At 46.6% G+C, this 12,531-nt stretch carries 10 protein-coding genes; 9 read left to right on the forward strand and 1 reads right to left on the reverse strand.

Annotated features, from left to right (window positions below; genetic code table 11):
- Position 1 precedes the first annotated feature (1 nt).
- From EXZ60_RS00250 to EXZ60_RS00290, 9 genes are all read left to right on the forward strand, one after another.
- Entirely contained in the window at positions 2-1,435 is a 1,434-nt protein-coding gene (locus EXZ60_RS00250; RefSeq protein ID WP_064626564.1) for a DUF3404 domain-containing protein, read from the forward strand.
- Positions 1,432-2,085: a response regulator transcription factor gene (locus tag EXZ60_RS00255; RefSeq protein ID WP_064626563.1), complete on the forward strand. Its 654-nt coding sequence runs from the start codon at positions 1,432-1,434 to the stop codon at positions 2,083-2,085. Before EXZ60_RS00250 ends, EXZ60_RS00255 begins: the two co-directional genes overlap by 4 nt.
- On the forward strand, positions 2,078-2,905 hold the full coding sequence (locus tag EXZ60_RS00260) for a DUF2861 family protein (RefSeq protein ID WP_064626562.1): 828 nt from the start codon (positions 2,078-2,080) through the stop codon (positions 2,903-2,905). The genes EXZ60_RS00255 and EXZ60_RS00260 overlap by 8 nt, the downstream gene beginning before the upstream one ends.
- 75 nt (positions 2,906-2,980) lie before the next feature.
- Complete coding sequence (locus EXZ60_RS00265; RefSeq protein ID WP_277435086.1) at positions 2,981-5,278, forward strand: glycoside hydrolase; 2,298 nt, start codon at positions 2,981-2,983, stop codon at positions 5,276-5,278.
- A gap of 173 nt (positions 5,279-5,451) precedes the next feature.
- Entirely contained in the window at positions 5,452-6,048 is a 597-nt protein-coding gene (locus EXZ60_RS00270) for a TetR/AcrR family transcriptional regulator (RefSeq protein ID WP_038148298.1), read from the forward strand.
- Positions 6,049-6,132: 84 nt separating this feature from the next.
- Positions 6,133-7,164: an NADP-dependent oxidoreductase gene (locus EXZ60_RS00275; RefSeq protein ID WP_105976657.1), complete on the forward strand. Its 1,032-nt coding sequence runs from the start codon at positions 6,133-6,135 to the stop codon at positions 7,162-7,164.
- A gap of 13 nt (positions 7,165-7,177) precedes the next feature.
- Positions 7,178-7,792, forward strand: a complete 615-nt coding sequence (locus tag EXZ60_RS00280; RefSeq protein WP_064626559.1) for a glutathione S-transferase — start codon at positions 7,178-7,180, stop codon at positions 7,790-7,792.
- A 145-nt stretch (positions 7,793-7,937) separates the two neighbouring features.
- Positions 7,938-9,491: a YjjI family glycine radical enzyme gene (locus EXZ60_RS00285; protein WP_170907349.1), complete on the forward strand. Its 1,554-nt coding sequence runs from the start codon at positions 7,938-7,940 to the stop codon at positions 9,489-9,491.
- The gene (locus tag EXZ60_RS00290) at positions 9,491-10,372 is read left to right on the forward strand and encodes a YjjW family glycine radical enzyme activase (protein WP_277435087.1); all 882 of its coding nucleotides are present in this window, start codon (positions 9,491-9,493) and stop codon (positions 10,370-10,372) included. Before EXZ60_RS00285 ends, EXZ60_RS00290 begins: the two co-directional genes overlap by 1 nt.
- Before the next feature lie 253 nt (positions 10,373-10,625).
- Here the strand turns inward: EXZ60_RS00290 and EXZ60_RS00295 are convergent, their stop codons facing one another.
- A complete protein-coding gene (locus tag EXZ60_RS00295; RefSeq protein WP_050934249.1) occupies positions 10,626-12,362 on the reverse strand; it encodes a SulP family inorganic anion transporter in 1,737 nt (578 codons plus the stop codon).
- Positions 12,363-12,531: the final 169 nt, after the last annotated feature.

Consider the following 12,531-nt stretch of genomic DNA (forward strand, 5'->3'; position numbering starts at 1 on the left):
GTTGAGAACACGGCTGCTGTACCTTTTGATCACACTCACCGCAGTGCTAGGGCAATCAAACCTAGCACACGGGCAAGAGCAAACGCTGCAAGATCGTTGGCAGCATTTTCTACGCCAAGCCGAATCGCTATCGGCTGCGCGAGCCTTGCCATTGCAAAGTATTAACTCATACCCTGTCGATCTTCTGCTCAGCGCCAGCGCCTATCCTGATTTTTCCCGTTATTCATGGCAAACCATAACCGAGCTCAAAGCGATAGCCTCACAGTGCGCACTGTCGCCCGGTTTATCAAAAACCTTGGCATCACGCCCTGAATTGCAAAAAGCAGCGTCGTTTGAACTCGCTTTATGCCAAGGCGATGAATTGCCCATCCGTTGGTTTAAGACGGCTCCGTTTCTGCATCCTGCAGGCGGGAGCTACGCAGAGCGATACTTAGCTTTTTCTACTCATAACATAACGGCCGAGCTACAGCCCTACACGACTCTCTCTGACCCTCATCATCCGCTGTACACCTTTTTTACCGATTTAGAAACGGCAGGGCGAGATGCCTTGGTCAGCGGTTATCGCGCTTATATTGACCGTCAACAACGGCTATGGATCAGTGGCGATTTCGGTATTCGCGTACTGAGCGCATTGCAATGGAAAAAAGTCGCGCTCGATCAGCAATTGGTATTGTCGGCCATCACAGCGGCTACTCAAAGTTGCCAATTACGCTACAGTAATCTGTGTATCTCTAGCCAAGAAAAACCCAATATCTCACTGTGGTTATCGGTCATATTACTGCTGTTACTCGCAGCAACGCTGAGTAGGACGCTCTGGTTACGCCGCCAACAAGCCAAAGAAAAACGCTTTATTTTACAGTTGCTAACGCATGAACTACGCACCCCTATCACCAGTCTTGGCTTGACCGTTGAGCAGTTTCGCCAGCAATTTGATACTCTGCCAGAGCCAGCCCAAGATACATTCGGCCGCTTACTGGCCGATCACCAACGTTTAGCTCAGCTTGCTCAGACCAGTAAAGGATTTTTGAGTAGCGACCCAAATGAGCCGTTTCAATGTCAAACCGCTTATCTCTCAGATTGGTTAGATCACTGCGTAGCGAAACACGAACTCAGCTATGAACTGACACAAGATATCGAGCTCACACTGCCGTATTACTGGCTTGGGATCTGTTTGGATAACTTGATCCGTAATGCCAAGCAACATGGTCAAGGGACAATCTCAATAACGGCCAGCGTGACTGACACTCAACTGCGGCTTTGCGTTAGCGATGAAGGCGAGTTTCCCTCTCGTCTAAAACGGCTATTTTCCCGTTCTCGCACGGCTTCCAATATGGGGATTGGGCTCCGTCTTGTGAGCCATTTGATGCTTAAAATGGGTGGTAAACTGACGTGTAAAGCCCACCCCACTCGCTGCCAATTGGAATTACCATTATGAACACACTGTTATTGGTCGAAGATGATCCCCTACTCGGGCAAGGTTTGCATGATTACTTGCTACAGCAAGGTTTTGATTGTTTGTGGGTACAGCAGCTCTCACAAGTCAAAAAAGCATGGTTTCGCGCCGATTTGGTGATTTTAGATAGGCAACTGGCTCAAGGAGACAGCTTGGATCATCTGCCTCAATGGCTAATGGCCAAAGCCGTGCCAGTGATCATCCTGACGGCCAAAATCGAGGTTGAGCAAAAAATAGCAGGTCTGATGGCGGGGGCGAAAGACTACGTCACCAAGCCATTTTCGCAACAAGAATTACTGGCGCGAATTCAAGCGCAACTGCGACCATTAGGAGAAAGCTTGCTTTCCTACGCTGATATTGCCATTGATCTCTCAAAGCGCAGCGTTACCTTAGGTGAGCAGTTGATGATGCTAAAACCGAAACAGTTTCAGCTATTACTGCTGCTGGTTCAAAACCAAGGACGTGTTTTTCACCGTGATGAACTACTCAATAAAGTGTGGGGCTACCAAGCCTTTCCCTCAACTCGAACCGTCGATAACCATGTTTTACAGCTAAGGCAGCAGTTACCCTCACTCAATATCGAAACCGTTCGTGGCGTTGGGTACCGTTTAGTCGAGGTGTCCAATGCGTAACCTTTGGCTGTTTGCACTGTTCGTCGTTAGTCCAAGCCACGCCGTGAGTGATGATTGGTTTATGGCCACACCACTGCAATCAACCTATCGCGCTTTAGCGAACCATCAGCCACAGCTTGCCTGGCAAGAGTTGGTCCTCGCACTCAATAACCAAACCATTGCCACGCCATACTGGGCAAGCGTCAAAAATACCATTATTGAACAAACCCAATGTGGCCAACAGCTCTTAAGCGATGTGGTACCAAATGCGGCGCTGATCAAAGTCTCGATACAAAAAAAAACCAACGTGATGCAGCAAGGTTACCAGTTCAAATTATCAATGGAGGGAGCGAAGCTGCCTAGCCAGGTTGAACTTCTTGGCCCTGACAATGGCTTGATCATCTCACAGAGCCAAGTAACGTCATCAGCCCCTTATATAGAATTAGAAAGCCCAGAACTGCTCTTTGCTCCGCAAGATGGCGTTTATCGACTGACACTCGACAAACAACACTATTGGTTAGTTCTTACCATGCCTTTTGGCTCCACATGGTTGCAATCCGCCTCTCCCAACGGTGGCTACCCACTAACACTTGAGTCCCCCACAGTATTGACAAACTGCCCCCCAACAAGCCTTGCTTGGCAATGGTTTGACGACCAATTTCAGTTAATCAAGCAGCAAGATATGGTAGCTATGAGTAATACTCAGCAATTATTAAATAAACCAAGCTCATCCCCCAGCTCGGCTAAATGGCTCAGTACTCTGATCAAAACTGTCGAATATCAAGGAGCAATCAAAGTGGAATATGTACAACGTTTGACTCTGCCAAATCAGGCTCAATGAAGACATCAGGGTGACAATTGATTTGTCGATTTCTTATGTAATCAACACACCGAGACACACTGGAAATGACAAACCATGTATAAACCACTTTGTTCTTTATTGATCACTTGTACGCCACTTTTGGCGTTGGCTAGCCAATCACAACCGGCGTCAATTACACTGCATAATCAAAACCAAACCGTGCAAATAGAGCCACAAAATTTTGCTATTGATTGGCAGCAAAATGCCCAGCTAACCATTAACCAAGGCCAGCTAACCGTTAACGGCCAGCCACAGCAAGTCAGCCAACTGCAACAAGATAATCAACATCACGCCTCTTGGCTGCTTGTTCCTAGCCAGTTAAAGGTTGAGGCCAATTTACAACAAACATTGAAGCTGTCGATTACCGCGAGCGCTGAGAGTAAGATCTCTCGTGCTAAACCGTTAACCGTGCAGTGGTTTGAACTGCCTGAGCAGCAAAGCAAAACGCTCATTCTTCCTTTTAGTGAAGGAATGCGGATTCCAACTGATAACCCACAGTGGGTGAACTACCTCATAGCGGAACGCTCTACCAGCAATACCACCCAAGATCTCAAAATGCCATTTTGGAGTGTAGAAGCTGGCAATGAGCAGTATGTGAGCTACCAACTCAATACCGCCACCAACAACAAACTCAATTTTAGCGCCAAGCAAAACAAGCTGGACATGCAAGCCACGCACGCTTTCACTGTGCTCAATAAAGATGAGCCTTTTGAGGTGGAAATCTCCCTTGGCAACTCACCACTAGATGGTGCCAAACGCTACCGTCAGTGGCGAAAAGAGAATGGGTTATCACAAACGCTCGAACAAAAAGCGCAGCAAAACCCAGCCATAAAACAGCTTATCGGCGCAAGCCATGTCTATCTGTTTGGTAGAGACTTACTCTCTGAGCAAGATGTTAGCGACTTCTGGGCATTGAAAGCTTGGTATTTTGAGCAGCCGCAGTGGACAGCATCAAACGAAGCACTCAAAGAACTCAAACCGCTCATCAAGGGCAAAGATTTCTTAAGCCGCTATCATAAACGTTTGCTGATTGAAGAGGTGAATAATGGGCTGAACTCTTGGATCAAAGAGTCGCCCTCAAATAACGAGGCTGGGATCGCCAGCCAGTATCAAGCCGCTCAGGCACGAAAAGCATGGCTCGCAGAGCAGAAACTACCGTTTCTACGTGATGCCAGCACTTGGGGACAGGGGCTATCGACATCCATGATTGACGCACTCAGCTCAGCTGGTTTGCAGCACCTCTGGCTAGGTTTGGATAATTGGATGCCCGCCTTTTACCAGCCACAAGTGGTTGATCAAGCAAAACAGGCTGGCTACTTAGTTGGGGTATACGACTCCTACAATACCGCCATTGCAAAAGGCATCAACGATGGTTGGCTTACCGCGCAGCTACCGGATGCAATGCGCAAGCAATGTGCGATAGAAAACGCCGACGGCAAAAAACAAAAAGGGTTTCGTGGCAACGGCTTTTACCTTAACCCAGCCTGCCAATTAGGCTTTGTGCAGCAACGCATTGAGGCGATTTTAAAATATGGCCGTTTTAACAGCCTGTTTCTTGATGTAGATGGGACCGGAATGGCCCGTGAAGATTACTCATACCAAGAGGGCCAAGGAATGAAAGAAAGCGCGATGCTGGAGGCATTTAATCAACGCATGCGCTGGATAGCCAATGAACAGAATGTGGTTCTCGGCTCTGAAGATGGTAACAGCCTGACGACACAAGGGCTCTCTTTTGCTCATGGTTTAGAAACGGTAGGATTTGGCTGGACAGATCCTGATATGAAAACTAACCGCCAATCGCCTTACTTTCTTGGAGCATGGTTCCCAACAACGAGCCCAGATTTTTTCTTTAAACCCACACAAGTCAAAGAGCCGTACAAAACACTGTTATTTGCACCGCAATACCGTATTCCTATCTATCAGACCGTGTTCCATGATGAGGTGATCAACAGTCACCACTGGCACAACGACAGCGTGAAGTTTTCCAACGTGCAAGCGGAGCGAGATTTAATCGCCATGCTGTACAACACCCCAGCGATGATTCACCTTAGCCGTGATGAAGCGACGCCTAACAGCGCACGAGTTAACGCATTACGCCGTTATCAGCAAGGGTTTGCACCAATCCATGGAGTCGTGTGGAACCAACCTTTAGTCGATTTTAAATGGCTTGATGAACAAGGGATGGTACAACAAACAACCTTTGGTGATGGCAGTAAAATTACCGCCAATTTCTCTACGCAGCCATATAAAAAAGAGGATAAGGAAATAGTTCCAGCCTTGAGTATTCAAGCTGAACTCAGCAATGGGCAAAACCTCATTTGGGCATCGGATACGCTAAAGACAGAAAAATAGTCTCATCTCTCACTCATTAAAAGATAAATAACTCATTAAAAGATAAATAATAGTGCGACACTTCAAGGAGGAAGTGTCCATTTCTATCATTCAGCAACCATAGCCAGTAGCACAAATACAATATGAACAAACAAAACTAGACGACTGGTCTAATTTAAATTATAGTGCCGTCCATGAATACAAAAACCCATGATACTCGCCAACACATCCTTGAGGTCGGTTACCAACTTGTCGTAACCAAAGGCTTCACCAGCGTAGGCTTGTCTGAATTATTAAAAACCGCTGATGTGCCCAAAGGCTCTTTCTATCACTACTTTAAGTCAAAAGAGCAATTTGGCGAGGCACTGATTACGGACTATTTTCAGCACTATTTAGTACGGATTAATGCCCTTTTTGACCAAGAAGAAGGCAACGCCTATCAACACTTGATGCATTATTGGCAATGTTGGTATGAGCAGAGCAATGGCTTATGTAACGCACAGCGCTGCTTGGTGGTGAAATTAAGCGCTGAAGTTTCAGACTTGTCTGATGCGATGCGTATTGCTTTACTTAAAGGTGCAGATAGCATTATTGAGGCGGTCGGAAAATGTATCCAGCAAGGGATCGACGACGGCTCCATTCACGTACAACACAGCCAGCAAACCGCAGAATTGCTTTATAACCTTTGGCTCGGCGCAAGTTTGCTCAGTAAACTGCGTCAAGATAACCAAGGGCTTGCACAAGCGCTTACGAGCACCGAACACATTTTGCAAGGCCAGTGCCCTAGTTAAGATTTACCCCGCTATTTCGATAGCGGTTTTTTTGAAACTCAAACTAGACGACTGGTCTAATTTAAAATAATAAAGGACTCTCCAATGACTGAACAAACTAACCGCCGCATTGTACTCGCTTCACGCCCTGTCGGTGCACCAACGCCTGCTAACTTTCGCTTAGAACATGCGCCTAAACCAACACCTGCCGCTGGTGAAGTGCTGCTGCGTAGTGTTTATCTTTCACTTGACCCCTACATGCGCGGCCGCATGAGTGACGCTAAATCGTACGCCGATCCTGTCGCAATTGATGATGTCATGGTAGGCGGGACCGTGTGTCAAGTGGAAGTATCAAACCACCCAAAATTTGAGCAAGGTGAGTGGGTACTCGCTTATACCGGATGGCAGGATTACGCTATTTCTAACGGCGAAGGTTTACTCAAACTCGGTAAAAATCCAACCTCACCCTCATACGCACTAGGCATAATGGGAATGCCCGGTTTTACCGCTTATATGGGTTTGCTAGACATCGGCCAACCGAAGCAAGGTGAAACTGTGGTAGTCGCCGCCGCCACTGGCCCCGTAGGGGCAACGGTTGGTCAAATTGCTAAAATCAAAGGCTGCCGCGTGGTCGGCATTGCTGGCGGTGAGGAAAAATGTCGTTACGCTAAAGAAGTATTAGGTTTTGATGAATGTATTGATCACAAAGCTGACGATTTTGCAGAGCAATTGGCTAAAACATGTGCTCAAGGGATTGACGTTTACTACGAAAATGTCGGTGGCAAAGTCTTTGATGCGGTTTTACCTCTGCTTAACACAGCAGCGCGAGTTCCGCTGTGTGGCTTGATTTCTCAATACAATGCAACGTCGCTGCCTGAAGGACCTGATCGTCTCTCTATGCTGATGGGCACCTTGCTTACCAAACGAATCCGCATGCAAGGTTTCATTATTTTTGATGACTACGGCCATCGCTATAACGAATTTGCTACTGACATGACTCAATGGCTAAGCGAAGGGAAAGTGAAATACCGCGAGCAACTGATTGACGGTTTAGAAAACGCACCACAAGCCTTTATTGGTCTATTGGAAGGCAAAAACTTTGGCAAACTGGTTATCCAAATCAACCAACCACTTTAATAAGGACCACATAATGATCAAACTTCACCATCTAAATAAATCACGCTCTAAGCGCATTATCTGGTTACTTGAAGAGTTAGGGGTTGAATATCAAGTGGTTCCATATCAACGTGATAGCGTGACCTTTCTGGCACCGCCGGAGCTAAAAAGCGTGCATCCGTTAGGTAAGTCACCTGTGATTGAAGACAATGGCTTGGTGATTGCTGAATCTGGCGCCATTACCGATTACTTGATAGAAAAATACGGCCAACACTTTGCGCCTCAGCGTGGCAGCGTGGAATATGTGCAATACCAGCAATGGCTCCACTTTGCGGAAAGCTCTGCCATATTGCCGCTGCTATTAAAAATGTTTGTTGCCAAAGATGGCTGCCAAACCAATTTCCTTGGTGGCTATGCAGAAAGCGAAACGGCCAAAGTGATGAGTTATTTTGACCAGTGTTTAGCGGATAAACGCTACTTAGTAGCCGATCAACTCACTGGCGCTGATTTCATGATGTCATTCATTGCTGAAATATTGCTGACCAACGGAGCGATTACTCACTTCCCGAATATTGAACGTTACTTAGAGCAGCTCGCCACTCACCCTGCTTATCTAAAATCGAACCAAATCGAAGCGCAATACGCCTAACCTTAGGTTCCTGATGACGCCACTTCGACGATAACGAAGTGGCGTTTTTATTTCCATAATGGAAATGACTACTTGATGTATTATCAATAGTGAAAAGTAACCAAACACATTAGGATTAAACCACAATAATATAAGGGTTTAATTCATGAGCCATTCACTCGATACACAGCAACGCTTCCAAGCCATCGTTACTGACGCACACCTCTCGCCTAAACAAAAGTCACACTTCCTTGCGCTAGAGGCCGAAGCAAGCTTGCCCTATCTGAAACTCTCTCCTGAGTTGGCTCGAGCAATGGAACAAGGCATTATCTGCGATATGTTTGAAGGCCATGCCCCTTTTAAACCACGTTACGTGTTGCCTGACTACGCAAAATTTTTAGCACAAGGCAGTGAGTATTTAGAGCTTTCGCCTGCCAGTAATTTTGATGAAGCACTCAATATGCTGACCATTTTGTACCATCACGTGCCTTCAGTGACCTCTATTCCTGTCTATTTGGGGCAATTGGATAGCGTGTTATTGCCCTATGTGGGCGAACTGAGCGAAGCGTCGATTTATCAAAAATTGAAGCTGTTTTGGATCATGCTTGATCGTACTCTGCCCGATGCTTTCATGCACGCCAACATCGGCCCGAGCGACAATATTATTTGTCGTACTATTTTACATATCGATGCTGAACTGAAACAGATCGCTCCCAACCTTACCTTCATGTATGACCCTTCCATCACTCCTGACGATTTACTGCGCCAAGCGACCGATAATATCTGTCAATGCAGTAAACCGCACATCGCCAACTATCCGATTCATACCACCGCCTATGGCGAGCAAGGTTTTGGTATTGTCAGTTGCTACAACTCACTTCCTTTAGCGGGAGGCTGCAATACTTTAGTCAGAATGAATTTAAAAGAGGCCGCGAAAAAAGCCAGTGACCGCCAAACATTTTTAGATCAGATTCTACCCACTTACAGCCAATATATGATTGAGCTGATGGATGTTCGAGCTGCTCATCTACACCAACAATCTCATTTTTTTGAAGGTTTTCTGACTCAAGAAGGGTTGATTGAAGAATCCCGTTTCGCACCGATGTTTGGCATTTATGGTATGGCAGAAGCCGTTAATCTATTACTGGAAAAGGAGCAGAGTAACGCTCGTTATGGCCATGATGATATCGCCAACCAATTAGGCATCGCCATTTCCGCCAAGCTGGCCGACATTGTACAAAACTCACCAGTCAAATATGGCTTCAACGGCCGTGCTTTGCTGCACGCGCAAGGTGGTATTAGCCTTGATCTTGATGTCACTCCGGGCGTGCGCATCCCTTATGGTACCGAACCCAACCCGATTGAATATGTGCAAGCAACGGCTGGACATCATCAATATTATACCTCTGGTATCAGCGATATTTTAACTCTGGATGAAACCATAAAGGCCAACCCAGAGGCGATGTTCAACCTATGTAAAGGAGCCCTCCACTCGGGCTATCGCGAATTTACGGCCAACGTGGCTTCGAACGATTTAGTTCGCATTACGGGTTACATGGTGAAATTATCTGAAATAGCGCAATTTGAGCAGCGCGGATCACGCACCAACACCACATTTCTTGGGGCAGAAGCGGCCAAAAACACAGCCGTGCTCAAGCGAAAAGCACGCGTGGTTAGCCATGAAATGCAATCGGCTTATCAACCAAACTCTGTCAACTAATGGTGAGTGGAAAACAGCCGCTCCGAGCAAAAGTCAGCCGAGTGCTGACTTTCTCCTGCGTTGATGGCCCGGGCAACCGACTGGTCATTTTTATGCAAGGTTGCAACTTCAATTGCTTGTCTTGCCATAACCCACATACGATTCGTCACTGTCACCATTGCGGTGATTGTGTGCCAACCTGCCCATCGCAAGCACTGCGCCTCAATGCTGACCAGCAAGTCGAATGGCTAGCGAATAAATGCACTCACTGCGATCGCTGTATTGAGCACTGCATGCACCAATCAAACCCAAAAATTCATCACTACAGCGTTGAACAACTCGTGGAACTTATCCGCCGAAATCATTATTTCTTAGCCGGTATTACCATTTCAGGAGGGGAAGCAACCCTACAACTTCCGTTTATCATCGCTCTTTTCAAAGCCATCAAACACGATGAAGAATTGAAACATCTCAGCTGTTTTATTGATAGTAATGGCTCACTATCAGAATCGGGATGGGACAAAATCTCGTCCTATTTGGATGGAGCGATGATCGATTTAAAAGCTTGGCAAGAGGAAACCCATCGGTGGCTAACCGGACGCAGTAACCATAGAGTGATACGCACTATTTTCCACCTCGCTACACTGAATAAACTGCACGAAGTGCGACTGCTGCATATACCGGACAAAAGTGATTTAGAGACTGAAATTACCGAAGTGGCGCATCTGATTAACCAGTTGCCTGCGAACGTCAGCATTCGGCTCAACGCCTTCCAACATCACGGTGTGGTCGGCAAGGCCTTAACTTGGCAACCATGCAGTGAAGGTGCAATGTTGCAGTTTCATCGAAAACTGGCCGCTCAAGTACAGCGAACTATTTACCTGCCGACACGCTACGCCTAGCGTCGAAAACCACCATATCCATAGGCTACCTATATTAGATTAATAACCCGTACCATTTTGCCTAATGCATAACGCTCACCTATGCTTATCCAAACAGGCACCAACCGTTTAGCAAAAGGCCGAGCACTCGCTCTCATCACATAAAAAGGAAAGCATCATGATTGAATGGGATTTCTTACATCTTTTCGATACTCAAGAGCTCTTTATCTTTTATTAACGAGAACCAATATTATTAACGAGAGCCAACCTCATTTTAAATAGCAGCCGCAATTTCACCTTCAATATCCTTTTGCGGCTCTTTTTGTACTGGCGGAACTTGCCCTTCTTCTACAGCGTGTTGGTAACATCCACTTAGCTTAATGGCTAAATACATGTCCGCACGAATCACCACGCCGCCATCACCCGTTGAAATTCCAGCGATCTCACACCATTTTCTCAAACTGCGTTTACGCCCCGCTAGCACTAAACGAATGCCTCGTTTTTTCAGAATGCTTTGCACGTCCGATAACATCGCCATGACGCTTAAATCTAAATGGGTAAAACTCGACACCGCATCAATAATCACACACCCCACACTCATGCCCGCCGATTCAGTGTGAAATAAAATACGACGTTTAAAGTAAGGCGCATTGAAATAAGTCAGCGGAGAGTTGAAACGATAAATCACCAAACCCGGTATTGGTTTCGCCTTCGCTGACGTATCAATCGTGCGAATCGTGCCTTTATCATCCAAACCCAATGTTTGATCACTTGGCCGCATCACGGTGCGTAAGAACTGGAACAGACCCAGTAATACCGCAAGAGTGATGCCGGGGATAACGCCAATGACCAATACAGCGATGAAGGTTAAGCTTGCCAAATAAAAGGCGTCTTTATCACGCTTGTGTAAACTCCAAATCCCTTTCAGATCCAGCAACGAGATAGACGCAATAATCAACACCACCCCCAATGCAGCAATCGGAATGTATTGTAGTGGCTGATACGCCACAATCGCGACAAATCCAATCACAATCGCTGCAATAATCGAAACTAATTGCGATTTTCCACCATTAGCGTCATTCACCGCCGTACGTGAATCCGCCCCACTGATGGCAAAACCTTGTGAAAATGCAGAAGCGATATTAGCTAAGCCAAGCGCGCGAAACTCTTTGTCGGCGTCAATATCGTAACCATTTTTTGCCGCAAAACTGCGCGCAGTGAGCATCATACTGACAAAGCTCACCATCGCTAAGTTCAAAGCGGGCATGACTAATTCGCGGCTCACCCCTAGATCAAATAGAGGGGTTTGGAATATCGGTAACCCACCTTGGATTAAACCAACGACTTTAACGCCAAGATGTTCAGCGCCAAAAAACCACACCCAAAATGCAGCAGCGATGATAGCCAACATCGCTGCTGGCCAATTGGGCCTGACACGCTTACACAGAAAATAAACCACCACTGTCAGCGCACTTATCAATAAGGTTTGCCAATGCAAATCAATCAGTAAGGATGGCGCTTCCACGATACGCTCTAGTAGATATTGCTGCTCATATTTCAGCCCAAACACTTTAGCAAATTGACCCACGATAATGGTCAGAGCAACACCGTTTAACAACCCAAGTAAAATAGGGCGAGAGAGAAAATCGGCTAAAATACCGAGTTTGAAACGACTGGCCAGCAAACACCATACACCAGTCATTGCCGTCATTGTCATGACCAACTGCCAGTGTTTGAGAGGATCGCCCATCGCCAGCGGTGTCACTACCGCCGCAATCACTGCGCAAGTTGCCGCGTCTGGGCCTAAGATCAACTGCCTAGACGTGCCAAAAATCGCGTAAACCAACATCGGCAATACGCAGGAATATAAGCCGACAATCGCGCTTACTCCAGTGAGCTGCGCGTACGCTATCGCGACAGGCAGTGCAACCGCAACCACAGAAAGCGCCGCACGTACGTCATCCATCAACCAGCGAGTTTCATAGTCTTTCAGTTGGTGTAAACCCGGCATCCACTGTTGTACAAATGCACTATTCAAATTGCTTCCCCCTCTTCTCGCAACAAGGTTTTCACATTAAGCATAACTCATTGCTAACAAACTAGCGCTTATAATTGGCTGATTTTATTGAAGTATGAGAAAAAGAAAAAGTGCAGGAAAAAGATCGCCTCCATAGGTCGAC

This window comes from Vibrio sp. 1151_11 (genome assembly GCF_029478525.1).
GTDB lineage: Bacteria > Pseudomonadota > Gammaproteobacteria > Enterobacterales > Vibrionaceae > Vibrio > Vibrio anguillarum.